The organism is Kitasatospora sp. NPDC001527, from assembly GCF_040298605.1.
Classification (GTDB): domain Bacteria; phylum Actinomycetota; class Actinomycetes; order Streptomycetales; family Streptomycetaceae; genus Kitasatospora.
The window spans coordinates 233471-252823 of record NZ_JBEPAM010000006.1; the positions used below are offsets into that span (position 1 = coordinate 233471).

The 19353-nt window shown below is 73.7% G+C and carries 15 protein-coding genes and 1 riboswitch; of the genes, 4 read left to right on the top strand and 11 right to left on the bottom strand.

From position 1 onward, the window contains the following. Positions 1-16: 16 nt before the first annotated feature. From ABT238_RS09060 to ABT238_RS09070, 3 genes are all read right to left on the bottom strand, one after another. Entirely contained in the window at positions 17-1009 is a 993-nt protein-coding gene (locus ABT238_RS09060) for an ABC transporter permease (RefSeq protein ID WP_350563910.1), read from the bottom strand. A 91-nt stretch (positions 1010-1100) separates the two neighbouring features. Then, the gene (locus ABT238_RS09065) at positions 1101-2861 is read right to left on the bottom strand and encodes an ABC transporter substrate-binding protein (RefSeq protein ID WP_350756282.1); all 1761 of its coding nucleotides are present in this window, start codon (positions 2859-2861) and stop codon (positions 1101-1103) included. A gap of 100 nt (positions 2862-2961) precedes the next feature. Beyond that, the gene (locus tag ABT238_RS09070) at positions 2962-3942 is read right to left on the bottom strand and encodes an ABC transporter permease (RefSeq protein ID WP_350756284.1); all 981 of its coding nucleotides are present in this window, start codon (positions 3940-3942) and stop codon (positions 2962-2964) included. A 317-nt stretch (positions 3943-4259) separates the two neighbouring features. Next, positions 4260-4357: riboswitch (ZMP/ZTP riboswitch) on the top strand. 20 nt (positions 4358-4377) lie between these two features. Here ABT238_RS09070 and ABT238_RS09075 point away from each other — a divergent pair. Next, positions 4378-5835 (top strand): glycine hydroxymethyltransferase, encoded by a 1458-nt coding sequence (locus ABT238_RS09075; protein WP_350563902.1) that lies wholly within the window; start codon positions 4378-4380, stop codon positions 5833-5835. A gap of 145 nt (positions 5836-5980) precedes the next feature. Here the strand turns inward: ABT238_RS09075 and ABT238_RS09080 are convergent, their stop codons facing one another. Then, positions 5981-7429, bottom strand: coding sequence for an aldehyde dehydrogenase family protein (locus ABT238_RS09080; RefSeq protein ID WP_350756286.1), 1449 nt, complete (start codon positions 7427-7429; stop codon positions 5981-5983). Positions 7430-8121: 692 nt separating this feature from the next. Between ABT238_RS09080 and ABT238_RS09085 the strand changes: the two genes are divergently transcribed. After that, on the top strand, positions 8122-9123 hold the full coding sequence (locus ABT238_RS09085) for a class I SAM-dependent methyltransferase (RefSeq protein WP_350563897.1): 1002 nt from the start codon (positions 8122-8124) through the stop codon (positions 9121-9123). A gap of 434 nt (positions 9124-9557) precedes the next feature. On the opposite strand, the gene ABT238_RS09090 is transcribed toward ABT238_RS09085, so the two are convergent. Further along, complete coding sequence (locus tag ABT238_RS09090; protein ID WP_350756288.1) at positions 9558-10205, bottom strand: SMI1/KNR4 family protein; 648 nt, start codon at positions 10203-10205, stop codon at positions 9558-9560. A gap of 386 nt (positions 10206-10591) precedes the next feature. Here ABT238_RS09090 and lysA point away from each other — a divergent pair, with 386 nt between their 5' ends. Both lysA and ABT238_RS09100 read left to right on the top strand, forming a co-directional pair. Then, positions 10592-12007 carry a diaminopimelate decarboxylase gene (lysA, locus tag ABT238_RS09095; RefSeq protein ID WP_350756290.1) on the top strand — a complete coding sequence of 472 codons (1416 nt, stop codon included), beginning with the start codon at positions 10592-10594 and terminating at the stop codon, positions 12005-12007. Positions 12008-12194: 187 nt separating this feature from the next. Next, positions 12195-13130, top strand: a complete 936-nt coding sequence (locus ABT238_RS09100) for a LysR family transcriptional regulator (protein WP_350563888.1) — start codon at positions 12195-12197, stop codon at positions 13128-13130. Between the two features lie 71 nt (positions 13131-13201). Here the strand turns inward: ABT238_RS09100 and ABT238_RS09105 are convergent, their stop codons facing one another. The 6 genes from ABT238_RS09105 to ABT238_RS09130 form a co-directional block, all read right to left on the bottom strand. After that, positions 13202-13678 carry a GNAT family N-acetyltransferase gene (locus ABT238_RS09105; RefSeq protein ID WP_350756292.1) on the bottom strand — a complete coding sequence of 159 codons (477 nt, stop codon included), beginning with the start codon at positions 13676-13678 and terminating at the stop codon, positions 13202-13204. A gap of 266 nt (positions 13679-13944) precedes the next feature. After that, positions 13945-14904 (bottom strand): serine hydrolase, encoded by a 960-nt coding sequence (locus ABT238_RS09110; RefSeq protein WP_350563885.1) that lies wholly within the window; start codon positions 14902-14904, stop codon positions 13945-13947. Beyond that, positions 14901-16568, bottom strand: a complete 1668-nt coding sequence (locus ABT238_RS09115; RefSeq protein WP_350756294.1) for an N-acyl-D-amino-acid deacylase family protein — start codon at positions 16566-16568, stop codon at positions 14901-14903. The genes ABT238_RS09110 and ABT238_RS09115 overlap by 4 nt, the downstream gene beginning before the upstream one ends. Then, a complete protein-coding gene (locus tag ABT238_RS09120; RefSeq protein WP_350564050.1) occupies positions 16568-17326 on the bottom strand; it encodes an amino acid ABC transporter ATP-binding protein in 759 nt (252 codons plus the stop codon). The genes ABT238_RS09115 and ABT238_RS09120 overlap by 1 nt, the downstream gene beginning before the upstream one ends. Positions 17327-17346: 20 nt before the next feature. Further along, positions 17347-18366, bottom strand: coding sequence for an amino acid ABC transporter permease (locus ABT238_RS09125; RefSeq protein ID WP_350563881.1), 1020 nt, complete (start codon positions 18364-18366; stop codon positions 17347-17349). Next, positions 18363-19253 (bottom strand): ABC transporter substrate-binding protein, encoded by an 891-nt coding sequence (locus ABT238_RS09130; protein ID WP_350563878.1) that lies wholly within the window; start codon positions 19251-19253, stop codon positions 18363-18365. The genes ABT238_RS09125 and ABT238_RS09130 overlap by 4 nt, the downstream gene beginning before the upstream one ends. Between the last annotated feature and the right edge of the window lie 100 nt (positions 19254-19353).

Below are 19353 nucleotides of genomic sequence, written 5' to 3' on the forward strand. Positions count from 1 at the left end.
GGCGGGGCGGGGGCGGTCAGCTGAGGCGGATGCGCGGGTCGAGCCAGGCCACCGCGAGGTCGGCCAGCGCGACGAACAGCACGACGAAGCAGGCGGCCAGCAGGACGGCGCCGACCACGGCCGGCAGGTCCTGCCCCTCGACGGCCTCGATGGCGAACCGGCCGACGCCGTTCAGCCCGAACACCGTCTCGGTGATCACCGCGCCGCCGAGCAGCGCGCCCGCCTCCAGGCCGAGCAACTGCACCAGCGGCCCGGCGGCGCCGCGCGAGGTGTACTTGAGGTGCGCGCGCAGCCGCCCGAGGCCCTTGCCGCGGGCCGTGCGGACGTACTCCTCGTTCATCGTCTCCAGCAGCTGCGAGCGCGACAGCCGGGCGAACACCGCGGAGTTGACGAAGCCGAGGACGATCCAGGGCAGCAGCATGCCGCCCGCCCAGGCGGCGGGGTCGGTGGCCGGCGGGGTGTAGGAGGGCAGCGGCAGCAGTCCGGTGGTGTAGACCAGACCCCACTGGGCGACGTAGCCGAGGAAGTAGATCTGCACGCTGGCGCCGACCAGGGTGAAGCCGGAGAGCAGCTTGTCCGTCCGGGTGCCGTGCCGCAGCGCGGCGACGAAGCCGGTGCCGAGCCCGAACAGGACCAGGACGGCCAGCGCGCCCGCCGCCAGCGAGACGGTGACCGGCAGGTGGTCGACCAGCGCCTCGGTGACCGGCTGGTGCAGCCGGTAGGAGTAGCCGAGGCAGGGCGCGTCGCAGCGGATCGTGGAGCCGTCGACGTCCAGGATGTCCCGGCCGGCGACGATCCCGGAGAGGTAGTCGGTGTACTGGGCGAGCAGCGGCTGGTCCAGGCCCATGCTCGTGCGGACCGCCGCGACCTGGCCGCTGTCGCAGCGCGGACCGCAGGCGGCGCGGGCGGGGTCGGCCGGGCCGGCGTAGAAGAGGGCGAAGGCGGCGGCGGAGACCGCGGCCAGGACGGCGAGCGCCTGGAGGATCCGCCGCAGGGCGAAGGAGAGCATGGTGGCCGGTCCGGGTTCGGGGGGCGTCGGGCTGGCGGGCCCGCCGCGCGCACCGGGCGGCGCGCGCGGCGGGTCCACCGGGGACTTCGGATCAGGACTTGAGGTACAGCCAGGCGAGGCTGACCGTCCCGTAGATCGGGTGGATGAACGCGCCGCCGACGTTGGAGCCGCGCAGCTGGTTCACCGTCGGGTAGCTGAACGGCAGCACCGGCAGGTCCTTCATCACCGTCTGCTCCAGCGCGTACAGCTCCTTGGCCTTGGCGTGCGGCTCGCCGATCTGGTTGATCCGGTCGATCTCCTTGTCCACCTCGGCGTTGTGGTACCGGGCGGAGTTGAGGTCGCTGTTGGCGCGGCCGTCGAAGGAGAACGGGATCAGCGTGGAGGGCGTCGGCCAGTCGACCGAGCTGGTCTCCTCCCAGAGGTCGTACGGGGAGTCGGCGCGGTGCGCCTCGTCCAGCAGGGCCTTGGGGTCGACCGGCTTGGGCACGACGGTGATGCCGGCCTTGGCGAAGCCGTCCACCAGCACCTGGGCGACCCGCTGCCCGTTGGGCGTGTTGGCGTACGCGTAGGTGAGCGAAGCGGGCGGCTGCTTGGCCTTGGCGAGCGCGGCCTTGGCGGCCTCCGGGTCGCCCTCCGGCCTGGCCGGGTTGAGGTCGTACTTCTGCCAGTCGACCAGCGCGGGCGAGCTGAGCGTGGTGGCGAGGTCGCCGGCCCGGGTGCCGCCCTGGACCTGGCGGGCCTGCTGGCGCGGGTAGGCCAGGTTGAGGGCCCTGCGGACCTCGACGTCGTTCACCCGCTCGTTGTTGATCATGAGGTAGGTGACGAAGGCGCCCTGCCGGCCGGAGACCACCTGCTCCTTGGCCTTCGGGTCGGTGTCCACCGTCTGGTACAGCTCGGGGGAGAGCACGGTGGCCGCCGTGGTGGCGTTCTCGCCGCCGTCGCGCCCGGCGAGGATCTCCTGGTTGATGTTGAGCGCCTCCTTCCCGAAGGTGAAGACGAACTTCTCCGGGTACTGGCTGCGGATCGGGTCGGTCTCCGCCTTCCAGTGCGGGTTGCGCTCCAGCACCATGCGGGTGTTCTGGACGTGCTCGACGATCCGGTACGGGCCGGTGGCGAACGGCTGGCGGTCGTAGTCGGTGCCGGTGTCCTTGTCCTGGCGCACCGGCGAGGAGGAGGACTGCGCGGCCATGTACGGCACGTCGGCCTGCGGCTGCGGGAAGTGGAAGACGATGGTGCGCTCGTCCGGCGTCTCGATCGCGGCGAGGTCGCCGTCCTGCGGGCCGCCGTACTTCTTGCGGGCGTCGTCGTAGCTGGCCTCGCCGGTGAGCCACTGCGGCCAGTACGGCGGGCCGACCTCGTAGCCCTTGCCGAAGGAGCGCTCGATGCCGTACTTGACCTGCTGGGAGGTGATCGGCTGGCCGTCCTCCCAGGCCACGCCCGCCTTCAGCTTGTACGTCCAGGTGCGGCCGCCGTCGGCGGCGGTGCCGGTGTCGGTGGCGAGGTCGCCGACCAGCTTCGCCTTGCCGTCCACCACCTGGTACTGGGTCAGCTGGCGGCCCCAGAGCAGCGAGGTGTTGTAGGTGGCGCCCGCGTACACCTTCTGCGGGTCCAGGTGGCGGAAGTCGGTGGCGTTGTACACGTTCACCGTGCCGCCCTGGCGGGCGCCGGCGACGGCGGGGGCCGGGCCGGCGCTCTCCTGCTCGGTGCCGAGCGCGGCGGTCAGCGGCGAGGTGTCCTTGCTCGCCGCGCCGGGGCCGGCGGTGGAGGAGGAACCGGTGCCCGCGCCGGCCGAGCAGGACGTCGCCAGCAGGGCGGTCGCGAGGACGGCGAGGGACGGTCTGATCCAGCGCATGGCGAATCTCTCCTTGCCCCGGGGGCTCCGGGGCTGTCGGGTGAAGGTGAACGGTGAAGCGGTGAAGGATGAAGCGGTGAAGGGGTGAGCGGGAAGAGCCTCAGCGGGCGGCGCGCGGGTCCAGGGCGTCCCGGACGGCGTCGCCGAGCAGGTTGAAGGCGAGCACGAAGAGCAGCAGCGCCACGCCGGGGAAGACCATGTACGTCGGGTCGGCCTGGAAGACCTCGGAGCCGCGGGAGATCATCCGCCCCCAGTCCGGGACCGGCTCGGTGACGCCCACGCCGAGGAAGGACAGCACCGCCTCGGAGGCGACGAAGGTGGGCACCGCCATCGTGGCGTGCACCAGCAGCTGCGCCCGGACGTTCGGCAGGAGTTCACGGAAGACGATGTGGAATCCGCTCGCGCCCATCGCCCGGGCGGACTGCACGAAATCCCTTTCCCGGAGCGACCGGACGGTGGCCCGCAGGGAAAGCGCGAGCGGAATCCAGCCGAACGCGGAGAAGACCAGGACGAGCACCAGGAACTGCATCCAGGCCGGTTCCGCGGTCCCCGGATCGACCAGCCGGGACTGGATCACCGGGCTCAGCGCGAGCAGCAGGAGCAGGGTGGGGAAAGCCAGCAGGACGTTCGAGAGGAAGCCGAAGAGCCGGTCGGTGATCCCGCCGAGGTAGCCGACCGCGACGCCCGCCAGCACCCCGAGGGTGGTGGTCACGGCGGCCGAGAGGAAGGCGATCAGCAGCGAGGTGCGAATCCCGTACAGCAACTGGGTGAAGACGTCGCGGCCCAGGCCCGGCTCCAGGCCGAACCAGAACTCCGCGGAGATGCCGCCGTTCGGCGCGACCGGCAGGCCACCGTCGCTGAGCAGGCCCGGAGTGTTCTGGCCGTAGTGCTCGGTGGGGTTCTTGCCGTACAGCGCGGCGATCAGCGGGGCCGCCAGGGCGAGCACCAGGAACAGCACCACCACGCCGAGCGCGACGGCTCCCGTGCGGTCGCGGCAGACGCGGCGCAGCAGGCTCTTCGGGACGGGCGCCGGGGGCGGCGCCGGAGCGTCCGCTGCTGCGACTTGTTCGACCACTGCCATGAGAGCCGTACTCCCCGAATTCCGTGCCGCCCCATGGGTGGGGGTGCTTCGACGTGCATTTCCGGGCGGCGCTCCGAGGGTTTCCCGGGAAGCTCCGCCGGGCGTCATCAGATCGGATGCGGTGGAGTTTCCGCAAATCATTCCGGGGCGCCGGACAAGTGGTTCCGCCGCTTTGTTTCGAGAAATGTGACGGCTTCATTCCGCTGCAATACTGCCGTTGCAGAAGAACGGACATAGCGGGGCATAGCGCATGTCATGTCCGCCGTTGTCCCGCATGGTGAGATCTCCGCCACAGGCCGCCCGGCATTGGTACGATTCCGGCGGGCCGCGACTGGCGCGCACGGATGGAATCGACCATCGGGAAGCGGCCCCGTGCCGGATCACGCAGCAGTTGCCGAGCGCCTGGGCCCCCCGACTCCCCAGCAGGAGACCGCCATGGCCCCGCAGCCCCACACGGCCGCCACCCCCGCCGCCAACACCGCCTTCCGCTCCGCCCTCGACGTGGTCCGCGAGGCCGAGCCGCGGATCGCCGCCGCCATCGGTCAGGAGATCGACGACCAGCGCGCCTCGCTCAAGCTCATCGCCAGCGAGAACTACGCCTCCCCGGCCGTCCTGCTCGCCATGGGCAACTGGCTCAGCGACAAGTACGCCGAGGGCACCGCCGGCCGCCGCTTCTACGCCGGCTGCCGCAACGTCGACACCGTCGAGACCATCGCCGCCGAGCACGCCCGCGCCCTGTTCGGCGCCGACCACGCCTACGTCCAGCCGCACTCCGGCATCGACGCCAACCTCACCGCCTTCTGGGCCGTCCTCTCCCAGCGGGTCGAGAGCCCCGCCCTGGAGCGCGCCCGGGTCCGCAACGTCAACGACCTCACCGAGCAGGACTGGGCCGAACTGCGCCAGGAGCTCGGCAACCAGCGCATGCTCGGCATGTCCCTGGACACCGGCGGCCACCTCACCCACGGCTTCCGCCCCAACATCTCCGGCAAGATGTTCGACCAGCGCAGCTACGGCACCGACCCGGCCACCGGCCTGATCGACTACGACGCGCTGCGCGCCACCGCCCGCGAGTTCCGCCCGCTGATCCTGGTGGCCGGCTACTCCGCCTACCCGCGGCTGGTGAACTTCCGCAAGATGCGCGAGATCGCCGACGAGGTCGGCGCCACCCTGATGGTCGACATGGCGCACTTCGCCGGCCTGGTCGCCGGCAAGGTGCTCACCGGCGACTTCGACCCGGTGCCGCACGCCGACATCGTCACCTCCACCACCCACAAGTCGCTGCGCGGCCCGCGCGGCGGCCTGGTGCTGTGCACCACCGAACTCGCCGAGCACGTCGACCGGGGCTGTCCGCTGGTGCTCGGCGGCCCGCTCTCGCACGTCATGGCCGCCAAGGCGGTCGCCTTCGCCGAGGCCCGCCGCCCCGAGTTCCGCGTCTACGCCCAGCAGGTCGTGGACAACGCGCGGGCGCTCGCCGAGGGCCTGCTGCGCCGCGGCGGCACGCTCGTCACCGGCGGCACCGACAACCACCTCGTGCTCGCCGACGTCTCCGGCCACGGCCTGACCGGCCGCCAGGCCGAGGCCGCGCTGCTCGACTCCGGGATCGTCACCAACCGCAACTCCGTCCCGCAGGACCCGAACGGCGCCTGGTACACCTCCGGCGTACGGATCGGCACCCCGGCGCTCACCACCCGCGGCCTCGGCACCGCCGAGATGGACGAGATCGCGGCCCTCATCGACACCGTGCTGCGCGCCACCGCCCCGGCCGCCACCGCCTCCGGCGCCCCGTCCAAGGCCCAGTACACCCTGGACCCGGCGGTCGCCGAGGGCGTCGCCAAGCGCGCCGCCGACCTGCTCGCCGGCTTCCCCCTCTACCCGGGCGTCGACCTGGTCTGACCCCGCTGCCGCCGCCCGGACCGTTCGGCCGGGCCCGCTCGGGCCGTCCGGGCCGTTCGACCGCTCGGACCGTCCGGGCCGTCCGTCCGGGCGGCGGCGCCTCCCGCTGCTCTCCTGGCGCCGGCCGGGTCCTCCCCGGTACCGGCTAGTACTGGAGCGACTTGTACTGCAGGAACTCCTCCAGGCCGTGCCGGCCCAGCTCGCGGCCGAGGCCCGAGTTCTTGTAACCGCCGAACGGCGCCCGGGGGTTGAAGCGCCCGCCGTTGAGGTCGATCTGCCCGGCGTCCAGCCGGCGGGCGAAGCGGGCGGCGGTCTGCGGGTCGACCGCCCAGACGCCACCGGCCAGGCCGTACTCGGTGGCGTTGGCCAGCTCCGCGGCGTGGTCCTCGTCCCGGTACGCCAGGATCGCCAGCACCGGGCCGAACACCTCCTCCCGGGCCACCGTCATGTCGGCGGTGACGTCGGCGAGCACGGTCGGGCGGACGTAGAAGCCGGTCGCCAGGCCGTCCGGGGCCTCGGCGCCGCCGGCCACCAGGCGCGCGCCCTCGGCGAGCGCGCCGGTGATGTAGCCGCGCACCCGCTCGCGCTGGCGCGCGCTGACCACCGGCCCGATCCGGGTCGCCGGGTCCGCCGGATCGCCCGGGACGTACGTGCCGGCCGCCTTCGCGGCCAGCGCCACCGCCTCCTCGTACTGGTCGCGGTGGACCAGCAGCCTGGTCCACGCGCTGCAGGTCTGACCGGAGTTGGCGAACACGTTGGCGACGTTGACCTTCACCGCGCGGGCCAGGTCGGCGCCCGGCAGCACCACGTTGGCGGACTTGCCGCCCAGCTCCAGGGCCACCCGCTTGATGCCGCGCCCGGCCGTCTCGGCGATCGTCCGCCCGACCGCCGTCGAGCCGGTGAACGACACCACGTCCACGCCCGGGTGGCCGGCCAGCGCGGCGCCCGCCACCGCGCCGGTGCCGGTCACCAGGTTGAACACCCCGGTGGGGAAGCCCGCCGCGTCCACCAGCCGGGCGAACAGCCGGGCCACCAGCGGGGTGTCCTCGGCCGGCTTGAGGACCACCGGGCAGCCGGCCGCCAGCGCGGGCACCACCTTGGCGGTGATCTGGTGCAGCGGGTAGTTCCACGGGGTGATCGCCGCGACCACCCCGGCGGGCTCCGCGTGCACCACCGAGTTGCCGACCCGCTCCTCGAACGGGTACCCGGCCAGCAGTTCCAGGTACGACTCGGTGACCTTCAGCGGCAGCGCGGCGTGCACGGCGGTGGCGAAGCCGATCGGCGCGCCCAGCTCGGCCGTCACGGTGGCGGCGATCTCCTCCTGGTGCGCGGCCAGGCCGTCCCGCAGCCGGGTCAGCGGCACCAGCCGCTCGGCGGCGGTGGTCGCGCCCCAGGCGCGGGCCGCCCGGCGGGCCGCCGCGACGGCGGCGTCGACGTCCGCCGCGCCGCCGGCCGGGACGGTGGCGAGCAGGCGCTCGGTGGCCGGGTCGAGGACCGGGACCGAGCCCTGGTCCAGGGCGGGCCGCCAGGCGCCGTCGATGTACTGGTCGGTGTGCTCGGCGTACCCCTCGGCCCGCTCCGTCCCGTCCACCATGTGGTACCCCTTCGTGCCGATGCCGCGGGTGCGCGTGCGTCCCCCGCGGCGCTTTCCGGCCTGTCGTCCGAATGGCCGGTCCTCCGTGCGGCCCGGTCGCCGTGCGGCCGGTCCCGGACCAGTCAACGGTGTGCGCACCGGCGGCGCAAGGAACGATCGCCCGGGGGTTCACCGCGGTGCTCGCCGTCATCGCCGCCCGCGGAGCCACCGTCCTTCGGCGGGCGCCGAGTTGACCGTCCGCCCGCGGCGGTCGGGTGCCGTCCGTCCGGCCGTCCGGCAGTCGGCCGGCCCGCGGTCGATCCGGACTCGCCCCGCTCCGGGCGGGCCGGTGGCCGGGTGGAGGGCCGGGGGGATCGTGTCCCCGCTGGTGACAAATCGGGTGGTACGACGGCACTATGGACGAACCGGTCCGCCTTGAGGTTCGCGACCGCAGTCAAGTACGCCCACAAATGGCCGGGCGGCGAAATTCTTCCTCGAGAGTTCGCCCAAGTCCGCTCGACGGCGAGTAGATTGCAGCGAACTCGCGCGCGCCGGACTACGGTTGGCGGCAGGTCGGGTCCTGTCCACGCGCCCGCGGTGCCACCCTGCCCGGGCCGGGACCGGCGAGGACCGCCGTCGGCCACCGGGGACGCGTCCTCCCGGGTCCGGAGCCCCAGCCCCGTGGTCGTTCGTACCGTCTTAGGAGTCGCCTCGTGACCGACGCCGCACTCAGTGCCGACCAGCAGCAGCCGGTGGAGCCGGCGGTGCTCGACGACGTGCCCGGATGGTTCTGGGACCACGACCGTCACCTCTTCGACTGGTTCCTCGGGCGCCAGGAGAAGGCTGGCCTCTCCGGGGACCTCATGGAGATGGGCGCCTACCTGGGCCGCAGCGCGATCGTGATCGGGGCCCACATCCAGGCGGACGAGACCTTCACGGTCTGCGACCTCTTCGACTCGGACGCGCCGGACGACGAGAACGCCGCCGAGATGGACATGTCCTACCGCAAGACGCTGACCCGCACCGCTTTCGAGGCCAACTACCTCTCCTTCCACGACCGGCTGCCGGAGATCATCCAGGCGCCGACCTCGGCGCTGGCCGGCGGCCGCGTCGCGACCGGCGCGTTCCGGTTCATCCACATCGACGCCTCGCACCTCTACGAGCACGTCGCCGGGGACCTCCAGGTGGCCCGGACGGCGCTCTCCCCGGACGGCGTCGTGGTGCTGGACGACTACCGCTCCGCGCACACCCCCGGCGTCGCCGCCGCGACCTGGGAGGCGGTGCTCAACCACGGCCTGCGGCCGATCGTGCTGACCGACACCAAGTTCTACGGCACCTGGGGCGACCCGGAGCCCGCCCAGCTCGACCTGCTCGCCCGGCGCGGCACCCTGCCGCAGTGCGACATCACCCACGAGGTGATCGCCGAGCACCGGGTGGTCCGGATCGGGGGCAACTCCGACGGCGCCGAGCCGTTCCCGGTCTCCCGCCACCACGCCCGGCTGACCGCCGACGCCGAGCGCCGCGAGCAGGCCAGGGCCACCGAGGAGGCCCTGCGCTCCGTGGAGCGCGAGCGCGACGACGCGCTGCGCGACCTCGCCGAGCGCCGCGCCCGCGCCGCCGAACGCCGCCGCCCGGCCAACGTCGCCAAGCGGGCGGTGGGCGACCTCCTCCCGCCCGTGGTCACCTCCGCGATCCGCCGCGCCCGCCGCGGCTGACCCGCGCCCCCCGGCCGCGCACCCCCGACGCCGGGGGCGCGCGGCCGGCGTGCTGCCGGCACCTCCCGTGCGCTCGTGCTGCCCCCGCGGTCGGCCTCGCAGGGCTGATCACCGAGGAGGCCCCGCGCGCCATGGAGCGCGAGCCCGACGACGCGCTGCGCGCGCCCAACCGTGGGGGTGCGCGGCCGGTGCGGCGGTTGCCGTCGGGCTCGCCGTGCTGACCGCCGAGGCCGAGCGCCGTGGGCGGGCGCGGGGCGCGGGTGAGGCTCTGCGCCGCGCGACCTCCGTGGAGCGCTATGACCGCGCGGCCAGGCACGGCTGGCTGTCCCGTGACAGGTGATCTCGACCGTCTGTCACGTGGTCTTGGCCGATGGAGCTGGCGGTATTCGAGGACTGGCGCCCCGCCGTCGGGGCCGGTTCGTTTCGGGGGAGGGCTACGGTGCCACTCGCCAGTCGATGCGATGCCTTCCGGAGGCGTGCCGCTGGGTTTCCGGGACGAAGTGATGGAACGCGGGCCGACCGGTGGTCAGGCTGCCGGTCAGGGCGGTGAACATGTCCGCCAGGCTGGTGGCCCACAGACTGCCCTCGATGTCGCCCGAGCCGATACCCATCTCGTATACGTGCCCGTGGGTGGGTCCCGGCAGGTGGTCCACGAAGAGCACGCCCCCGTCGTTGGGGAGTGCGATGGGTACCCACCAGCGGGCGTGGCCGACCAAGGTGCCCCAGTCCCCGGGATCGCAGGTGTCCACTGGGAACAACTCGACGTACGTTCGGTGGCGCGTGGGGATGTGCTCTGTGGGGAGCAGTCGGTGTCCCAGCGGCAGGAAGGACCCTGCGGGGAAGGTGTCCCCGGCGGGTCGCGGCGCGACGCCGTCGTGCAGTTCGAGCAGTGTGCGCAACTGGGGGTGCAGGGCGAAGCCGAGTCCGTCCTCCAGGCCTGCGATCTGCCCGGCGTCGGCCGCCGGCTGCAGGGCTGCGTGATCGGCCGGAGAGTGAGCGGCCAGCCAGGCGCTGAAACCCCGCCAGGCCGAGACAAGAGCAAGGGCATCGGTCTCGGTCGTACCGGGACCGTGAGGCTGCACACGGACAGGTCGGCTAACGCGGCAGCTCTGGGGCGCTCTGCTTTGCCGCGGTTCATGGCCCCCTCCATGATCTGCCGCAGCTGACCTGCCCCTGGTCGCCCACCCTGCCGCGTGCCTCCGAGGGCGGGGGTGCGCGGCTGGTGTGTGCCGCTGTTCTGCTTGTGCTGCCGTTGCCGGCGGGCCCTGGTGCCCGCCCGGGCGCGCACCTCGGGCCACCGGTGGCGCTTCCGGTGCGCTTGTGCCGGGGCTGCCACGGTGAGCGCCGTAGCGCCCCGGCGCCCCGGGAGCATCGAAACCCGTACTGCTCAGGGCCGGAAGAATGCGCTTTTCCGACCGCTCCCGCCCGGCCGAGGATGGCAGGCGAACCAGCCCGCCGGGAGGAATCCGTGTCGCCTGTCTCGCCTGCCACCCAGTCGCCCGCCGACGCCCGGTCGGCCGTACCCGAGCCGCCCGCCGCCAAGCCGCCCGTCGACGCCGGGCTGCTGCCGCTCACCGCCGAGGAGGGTCCCGCCGGGCTCTCCGTCGGCGGTGTGCCGCTGACGGAGCTCGCCCGCCGGTTCGGCACTCCGCTCTTCGTCTACGACGAGGAGCACCTGCGCCGCCGCTGCCGGGAGGCCGTCGCCGCCTTCGGCCCGGGCAACGTCGCCTACGCCTCGAAGGCCTTCCTCTGCACCGCGATGGCCCGGCTCGCCGCCGAGGAGGGCCTGCTGCTCGACGTCGCCTCCGGCGGCGAACTGCGGACCGCCCTGCACGCGGGCGTCCCCCCGGAGCGGATCGTGCTGCACGGCAACAACAAGAGCGAGGACGAGCTGCGCACCGCCCTCACGGCCGGCCTGCGGCACGTCGTCGTCGACAGCTTCGACGAGCTCGACCGCATCGAGCGTCTGGTGGTCGAGGAGGGCCTGCCGCCGGCGCACGTGCAGTTGCGGGTGGCGCCGGGGGTCGCGGCGGGCGCCCACGAGGCGATCCGCACCGGCGGGCACGACTCCAAGTTCGGCTTCGGCCTGGCCGACGGCGCCGCCGAGGCCGCCGTCCGGCGGGCCGCCGCCTCGCCGGCCGTGCGGCTGGAGGGCGTCCACGCGCACGTCGGCTCGCAGGTCCTGGACCCGGCCGAACTCGCCGACGGGGCCGCCGCCGTGGCCCGGTTCGCGGTGGACAGCGGGGTGGCGCGGCTGACGGTGGGTGGCGGGCTCGGCGTGGCGTACCTGGCGGGCCAGAGCGCGCCGTCCTTCGCGGTGTGGGCGGACCGGGTGCGGGCGGCCGTCCGCGGGGCCGGCTGGACGGGGGAGATCGGTGTCGAACCGGGGCGTTCGATCTCCGCCCGGGCCGGGCTCACCCTCTACCGGGTGGGGACGGTCAAGCGGATCGCCGGCGTCCGGACGTACGTGAGCGTCGACGGCGGGATGAGCGACAACCTCCGCCCCGCCCTGTACGGCGCGCGCTACGAGGCGTTCCTGCCGCGCTGCCCGCAGGAGCCCCGGCCGCTGCGGGCCCGGCTGGTCGGGAAGCACTGCGAGAGCGGGGACGTCATCATCGACGACGCCGCCCTCCCGGCCGACCTGCGGATCGGCGACGTGCTCGCCACCCCGGTCACCGGCGCGTACGGGTACGCGATGGCGTCCAACTACAACAAGCTGCCGCGCCCGGCCGTGGTGTTCGTCCGGGACGGTGAGGCCCGGCTGGTGGTGCGCCGGGAGACCGAGGAGGACCTGCTCCGCCTCGACGTCGACGGCCCGGCGGAGCGCCCCGCCGACGGCCTCGGCCCCGCCCCCGTCGCCTGGCGCCAGACCGCCGGCGCCTGAAACAGGCGGAATATATCGACCGGTCTACTTATTCCGTACCCCCATGACGGAATAGGTAGACCGGTCTACTTCCTCTTCCTCTCATGGCAAATATGCAGATCGGTCTACTGATTCTTGAAGAATCGGCAGACCGGCCTACAGAGTCGCCCTCCGCCCCTGACCAGCCGCGATGACCTACCCTGGCCCGATGCTGAACAGCGCCCGTCTGCTCGTCCTGCTGGAGATCGCCCGCCGCGGCACCATCGTGGCCGCGGCGCAGGCGCTGCACCTGAGCCCCTCCGCCGTCTCCCACCAGCTCGCCCGCCTCGAACAGGAGCTGGGCGTCGCGCTGGTCGAGCGTCAGCCGCAGTCCCTGCGGCTGACCCCGGCCGGCGTCCGGCTGGCCGAGCACGCCCAGGCGATCGCCGATCTCATGGCCGTCGCCCAGGACGACCTGCGCGCCCACTCCGGGGGCACCGCGGGCGTGCTGCGCCTCGGCTTCTTCGCCTCGGCCGGCCTCGACCTGCTGCCCCGCGCGCTCACCGCCTTCTCGGCCCGGCACCCGCAGGTCGAACTCGAACTCATCATGGGCCAGCCGCACGAACTGCTCCCCGACCTGGAGGCCGGCCGCCTGGACGCCGCGGTGGTCTTCGAGCACCCGCTCGACCCGTGGATCCGCCAGGCGAGCCGGCAGGGCACGGTCGAGGTCGAACTCTACTTCGACGAGCCGCAGTTGGTGATCGTGCCGCTGCGCCACCGGCTCGGACGGCGCACCCTGGTCCGGCTCGCCGAACTCGACGGCGAGAGCTGGATCGGCACCCACGGCGGTTCGACCGGCGAGCCGGTGCTGGAACGTGCCTGCGCCGCCGAGGGGTTCCGCCCCCGGGTGCGCTGCCGCAGCGACCACTACCAGGTGACGATCAACCTCGCCCGGGCCGGCATGGGCGTCGCGCTGATCCCGGCCCTCGGCCTGGCCGACAGCGCCGGCGTGCACGTCTGCCGCCTGGACCACCCGCAGCTGCACCGCCGGATCGGCGTGGCCACCCGGGCCACCAACCGCAACCCGGCCGTCCGCGCCTTCCTCGGCGAACTGCGAGCGGCCGCCGGGGAGGTCCGGTCACTGCTCGAACTGCAGTGGGCCTGACCGACCTCGGCGGCCGCTGACCGCTCGGCCCGGCGCCGGGCCGCTCAGACCTACGACACCACCTGACAGCGCTACCGGCCGACCGGAAGCGCCACCACGATCTCCTCGTCCTCGAAGTCCCCGGTCGGCCGGAAGCCGAAGGAGGTGTAGAGGCGGCCGGCGGAAGCGTTGTCCGGGTGGTACGAGAGACGGACCTCCCGGCACTCCGGCAGCGCCGACAGGCGCTCGATCACGGCGCCCAGGGCGGCGCGGCCCACGCCCTTGCCCTGTTCGGCCGCGCTCACCACCATGCCGCCGATCCAGTGGGCGGCCTCCTCGTCGTCGTATGCCCACATGACGTGGCCCACGACGTCGTCACCTGCGCGGACGCCGAGGGACGTCCACACCTCGCCCTGCCGGGAGAGCAGGAGGTAGCGCGCCGCGAGCGCGGCCACGAACCGGCGCTGCTCGTCGGCGGGCGCCACGTCGGCGACATCGCGCCAGTTGTCCTCCGTGATCTCCTCGAGCACCACGGTCCGGCCCTGGCGGTCGGTGAACTGCCGCGTCATGCGTTCCCCACATGTGTGCCGGTCGGAAGGGGTGAGCGTAGCCGTCCGCACCGGCTCCGGGCAGCGGTTTTCCGGTGTCCGGAGCCGGTGCGCCAGAGTGTCGAGGCCCGAGGACCGGACCGGCTGGGCGAGCCCTGCGCTCACGAGCTTGCCGCTGAGGTGGGCCGGGCACACACGCGGCCCTACCGTGATCCGCCGGACAGCTCCTCAACGGGCCGCTCCCCGCCACCCCGCTCCCCGCCCCCCCCGCCGCCCCGCCGCCCCGCTCAGCCGGTCGGCTGGCGCAGCAGCGCGCAGGGCGCCGGCTCGCCGCGCTGCGCGCCGGCCGCGAGCGCCCGCCCGACCTCGCGGATGGCGTGCACCGCGGCCCGCTCCGTGCTGGGCCCGAGCGCCACGTCCCAGTGCGCGATCACCGCGTACGCCACCCGCCGGGTGCCGATCAGCACCCCGGCGTCGGCCCGCACCCCGGTGTCCGTCCCGGTCTTGTTGGCGACCAGCAGCCCGCCGGGCAGCGGATCGGGGAAGCACTCCGCGTACGGGTCGTGCTGGACGAGCGCCGGCACCAGCCCGTGGTCCGTGTTGGAGCGCATCCACGCCAGCAGCCGCGCCGACGCGCCGGGCGAGACCAGGTCGCCCCGGACGGCCAGTGCGACCAGCCGCGCGAGGTCCCGGGCCGTCCCCGTGGCGAACACCGGCGGCACGCCGGGACCCCGGACGTCCCGCACCCGGTCGTGCAGGGTGAGCCGCTCCAGCCCGAGGCCCCGGGCCAGCCGCTCGGTGGCGGGCAGGCCGACCGTCCGCAGCAGGGCGTTGGTGGCCGTGTTGTCGCTGACCGAGGCGGTCAGCCAGGCCAGGTCCTCGACCGTCCACCCGCACGCGTTCCCCCCGGCACCCCGGTGGGCCAGCCGCCGCAGCAGCCCGGTGCCCCCGGCCACGTCCTCGTCCTCGATCGGCACCACCGCGTCCGCGCGCAGCTCCCCGGAGTCGAGCCGGCGCGCGACCTCGGCGAGCAGCAGCAGCTTGGACGCGCTGGCGACCGGCAGCACCACCGTGTCGTCCACCCCGACCGAGCCGCTCCCGACCGTCAGCCCCGCGCCTGCCCCCGCGCCCGCCCCCGGCCCTGCCTCCGCGCCCGCCTCCGCGTCCACGTCCACCGCCGCGACCGCCAGGGTCAACGGCAGCGCGGCCGCCGACCTCGCGGCGGCCGCCACCTGCGCCAGGATCATCGGACCCGTACCACCTCTCCGGCCCGGGCGTCCGTCGCCCGCCCCTCGCACACCGCGACCCGCCCGGCGACCACCACGGCCGCCACCCCCTCCGGCGGCAGCAACGGCCGCTCGAAGGTGGCCGCGTCCCGGACGGCGTCCGGGTCCAGCACCACCAGGTCCGCCACCGCGCCGTCACGGACCACCCCGCGCCCGGCGAGCCGGAACCGCGCCGCCGGCAGCCCGGTCATCTTGTGCACCGCGCTCTCCAGCGACAGCAGCCCCTCGTCCCGGCCGTAGTGGCCGAGTACCCGGGAGAAGCTGCCCGCCCAGCGCGGATGCGGCCGCCCGGGCTTGGGCACACCGTCCGAGCCGATCATCGACAGCGGGCTGGCCAGCACCCGGCGGACGTCGTCCTCGCGCATCGAGTGGCTGATGATGGTCACCTCTCCCTGCGAGTCGAGCAGCAGGTCGCAGACGTAGTCGACCGGGTCGGCGCCGCCCGCGGACGCCAGGTCGGCGATCCGGTGGCCCTCCGCCGAGCGGCGGGCCGGGGCGGCGGCGACCGCGATGAGGTCCCAGCCGCCGTTGCCGACGGTGTTCTCCCAGCCGTCGACGCCGCCCGCGATGTCCGCCCGGATCCGCTCGCGCACCTCGGGCCGGCGCAGCCGCTCCAGCAGCGCGCCGACCCCGCCCTCGCTGGTCCACGGCGGCAGCATCGCGTGCAGCACCGTACTGCCCGCGGTGTAGGGGTACACGTCGCACAGCACGTCGAGGCCGTCGGCGCGGGCCTGTTCGAGCCGGGGAAGGGTGCGCAGGGTGGCGCCCCAGGCGTGCCGGCCGGCGGTCTTGTGGTGGGAGACCTGGAGCGGTGCGCCCGAGCGCTCGGCGATCTCCAGCGCCTCCTCCAGGGCCTTCTCCACCTGGGACATCTCGTCCCGCAGATGGGTGACGTACGGCTTGCCGTGCCGGGCCGCGACGGTGGCGAGCGCGACGATCTCCGCCGTGTCGGCGTACGTGCCGGGCGGGTAGATCAGGCCGGTGGAGAACCCGGCCGCGCCCTGGGCGAGGGCACGGTCGAGCAGTTCGCACATCGCGGCCAGCTCCTCGGGCCGGGGCGGCCGGTCGGCGAAGCCCATCACCCCGGCCCGCAGCGTGCCGTGGCCGACCAGCGAGGCGAGGTGGTTGCGGCGCAGCTCGGGCCGCTGGGCGGCGGCGAAGGCGGCGAAGTCCTCGGCGGGGCGGACCGGGCCGATGCCGAAGGTGACCCGCAGGTGCTCGGCCAGCTCCGGCAGCCGCTCGGGCAGGCAGGGGAAGAGGCTGCTGCCGCAGTTGCCGCTGATCTCGGTGGTCACGCCCTGGAGGAGCGGGGCGAGCCGCAGCTCCTCCAGGGCGTCCCACGCGGTGTCCCCGGGCACGGCGCCGCCCGCCGCGGACGGCCCCCCGACGGCGGCCAGGGCGTCGGAGTGCGTGTGCACGTCGATGAACCCGGGGGTGACGACCCGCCCGGTGGCGTCGATCGTCGGCACCTCCCGCCTGTCCCCGCCACCGGCCCCGTCCACGCGTGCCCCGGGCGGCAGCACGGTGACCCGCCCGCCCGCGACCGCGAGGTCGGCGGGCCGCGCCGGCGCCCCGGTGCCGTCCACCAGCAGCCCGCCGCGCACCAGGAGTTCCACGCCCGCCATCACAGCACCGTCGCCAGGAAGGCCCGGGTGCGCTCGTGGCGCGGGGCGGTGAACACCTCGTCCGGGCGCCCGGCCTCGACGACCGCGCCCTGGTCCATGAAGACGACCCGGTCGGCGACCTCGCGGGCGAAGCCCATCTCGTGCGTGACGACGATCATCGTCATCCCGCTGCGCGCCAGGTCGCGCATCACGCCCAGCACCTCGCCGACGAGCTCGGGGTCGAGCGCGGAGGTCGGCTCGTCGAACAGCATCAGGGTCGGCTCCATGGCCAGCGCCCGGGCGATCGCGACCCGCTGCTGCTGGCCGCCGGAGAGCTGGCCGGGGTAGTGGTCGGCGCGGTCGGCGAGGCCGACCTTGTGCAGCAGCTCGCGGGCCTGCCGCTCGGCCTGCGCCCGGCCCCGGCCCTGGACGGCGACCGGTCCCTCCATCACGTTCTGCACCGCCGTGCGGTGCGGGAACAGGTGGAACCGCTGGAACACCATGCCGATCCGCTCGCGCTGGCGCTGGATGTCCTTGGGCCGCCGCTCGCGCAGCGTGGTGCCGGTGCCGACCGGCTCGTAGCCGATCAGCTCGCCGTTGACGGCGATCCGCCCGGCGTCGATCTTCTCCAGGTGGTTGAAGCAGCGCAGCAGGGTGGACTTGCCGGAGCCGGAGGGCCCGATCACGCAGAGCACCTCCCCGCACCGCACCTCCAGGTCGATCCCGCGCAGCACCTCCAGGTCGCCGAATCGTTTCCGCACGCCGCGCGCCGAGAGGATCACCTCGTCCGTCGCCACCGTCACTTGCCCGCCCCCTTCTTCCTCATGTCCGTCTTCCTCGCCCCGCCCGGCCGCAGGTTGCGCAGCACCCGCCGCCCGAGCGCCGGGCGCGCCGTCTGCGCCCCGGGACTGAACTTCCGCTCCACGGCGTGCTGCGCGACGCTCGCGATGGTGGTCAGCACCAGGTACCAGATCGACGCCACCACCAGCAGCGCGATGACCTCGAAGTTCGCCAGGTACAGGTGCTGCGAGACCGTCATCAGGTCGGCGCCCGCGATGACCGAGACCAGCGAGGTGGTCTTCAGCATGGAGATGAACTGGTTCCCGAACGGCGGGATGATCACCCGCATCGCCTGCGGCAGCACCACCCGGATCAGGATCTGCCGGTTGGACATGCCCAGGGCCGCCGCGGCCTCCCGCTGCCCGGGGTCGACGCTCTGGATGCCGGCCCGGACGATCTCCGACATGTAGGCGCCCTCGTTGATCGACAGGCCCAGCAGCGCCGCGACGAAGCCGGTGATCAGCGCGTTGGTCTGCCAGCTGACCAGCTTCGGTCCGTCGAACGGGATGCCGATGCTGATCTCGGGGAACAGCAGCGCGAGGTTGAACCAGAAGATCAGCTGCACCAGCAGCGGCGTCCCCCGGAAGAACCAGGTGTACGCGCCGGCCGTGGTCCGCAGCACCGGGCTGTCCGACAGCTGCATCACCGCCGCCATCACACCGATCACGATGCCGGCCACCTGCGAGATGAGGGTCAGCTGGACGGTGACCCACAGGCCCTCCAGGATCACCCCGTCGAACTGGTACTTCGCGATGACGTCCCAGTGCAGGTTGGGGTTGACGATGATGGTGTACGCCAGCCAGACCGCAGCGAACGCCGCCGCCAGCACCGCCACCCACCGCCCGGGGCGGGGCCGCCCGGTGACCCGCAGCGCGAGGTCGTCCTCGGCCGGCCCGGAAGCCGGCCCGGAAGCCGGTGCGGCCTTGGTCGCGACGCCCGAACCCTCGACTCTCATGCCGTCGCCCGCCACCGCACTCACTGCCCGACCGTGTTGACGGTGGCCTTGGCCACGGCGCTGCCGCCGACCTCGTACTTGTCGAGCACCGTGCGGTACTCACCCGAGTCGATCAGCTCCTGGAGCGCCCGCTGCACCGCGTCGCGCAGCCCGCTCTCCTTCTTCGCCACCGCGATGCCCCACGGCGCCGTCCCGTACTGCTCGGGTATCACCTGGTAGGCGGCGCTCTTCTGGGCGAACATCTGCGCCACCGGGTAGTCCACGATGGTCGCGACGGCCCGCCCGCTGTCCAGCTGCAGCAGTCCGGTGGGGGCGTCCTCGCTCTGCGAGATGGTCATCTTCTCGGCGCACTTGGCGTTCTGCTGCTCGCCGATCTCCAGGTTGGAGCTGCCCTTGGCCAGCACCACCTGCTTGCCGCAGAGGTCCTCCAGGGACTTGATGCCCTGGGGGTTGTCCTTGGTGGTCATGACGACCCCGCCGGTGCGGAAGTAGTCGACGAAGTCGACGGCCTGGCGGCGCTGCTCGCTGTCGGTCATCGAGGACATCACCAGGTCGAACCGGCCGGCCTGGAGGCCCGGGATCAGCCCGTCGAACGAGGCGTTGGTCATCTCCAGCTTCAGCCCGAGCTTGGCCGCGATCGCCGCGGCGAGGTCCGGGTCGACACCGGTCAGCTCGGTGGTGCCCGTCTTGTACATCTCCATCGGCGGGTACCCGACGGCCGTCGCGACTCTCAGCACGCCGGCCTGCTTGTACTTGCCGGGCAGCAGCTCGGCGGAGCTCTTCCCGGCGGTGTCGCCGGCGGCCGCACCCGGCGCGGCGGCGGAGCCCTGATCGGAACGCCCGCAGGCGGTGGCGGCCAGGGCCACCAGCGCCAGCGCGGCCAGACAGCGCAGAGGACGGGGGCGGTTCATCGGCATCTCCCTCGGGTGACGGTCCGCCGATGCTGGCAGCCGTCCCCAGCTGAATGGAAGATGATGAATCTATTGCCCCCTGACCAACGAAATCCGTACG

Bases quoted from the DNA above. Each gene is read 5' to 3' on its own strand.
- ABT238_RS09075 (WP_350563902.1), top strand. From the start codon at position 4,378: ATGGCCCCGCAGCCCCACACGGCCGCCACCCCCGCCGCCAACACCGCC.
- ABT238_RS09115 (WP_350756294.1), bottom strand. From the start codon at position 16,568: ATGGCGGGCGTGGAACTCCTGGTGCGCGGCGGGCTGCTGGTGGACGGC.
- ABT238_RS09130 (WP_350563878.1), bottom strand. From the start codon at position 19,253: ATGAACCGCCCCCGTCCTCTGCGCTGTCTGGCCGCGCTGGCGCTGGTG.
- ABT238_RS09105 (WP_350756292.1), bottom strand. From the start codon at position 13,678: ATGACGCGGCAGTTCACCGACCGCCAGGGCCGGACCGTGGTGCTCGAG.
- ABT238_RS09060 (WP_350563910.1), bottom strand. From the start codon at position 1,009: ATGCTCTCCTTCGCCCTGCGGCGGATCCTCCAGGCGCTCGCCGTCCTG.
- ABT238_RS09080 (WP_350756286.1), bottom strand. From the start codon at position 7,429: ATGGTGGACGGGACGGAGCGGGCCGAGGGGTACGCCGAGCACACCGAC.
- ABT238_RS09100 (WP_350563888.1), top strand. From the start codon at position 12,195: ATGCTGAACAGCGCCCGTCTGCTCGTCCTGCTGGAGATCGCCCGCCGC.
- ABT238_RS09070 (WP_350756284.1), bottom strand. From the start codon at position 3,942: ATGGCAGTGGTCGAACAAGTCGCAGCAGCGGACGCTCCGGCGCCGCCC.
- ABT238_RS09065 (WP_350756282.1), bottom strand. From the start codon at position 2,861: ATGCGCTGGATCAGACCGTCCCTCGCCGTCCTCGCGACCGCCCTGCTG.
- ABT238_RS09110 (WP_350563885.1), bottom strand. From the start codon at position 14,904: ATGATCCTGGCGCAGGTGGCGGCCGCCGCGAGGTCGGCGGCCGCGCTG.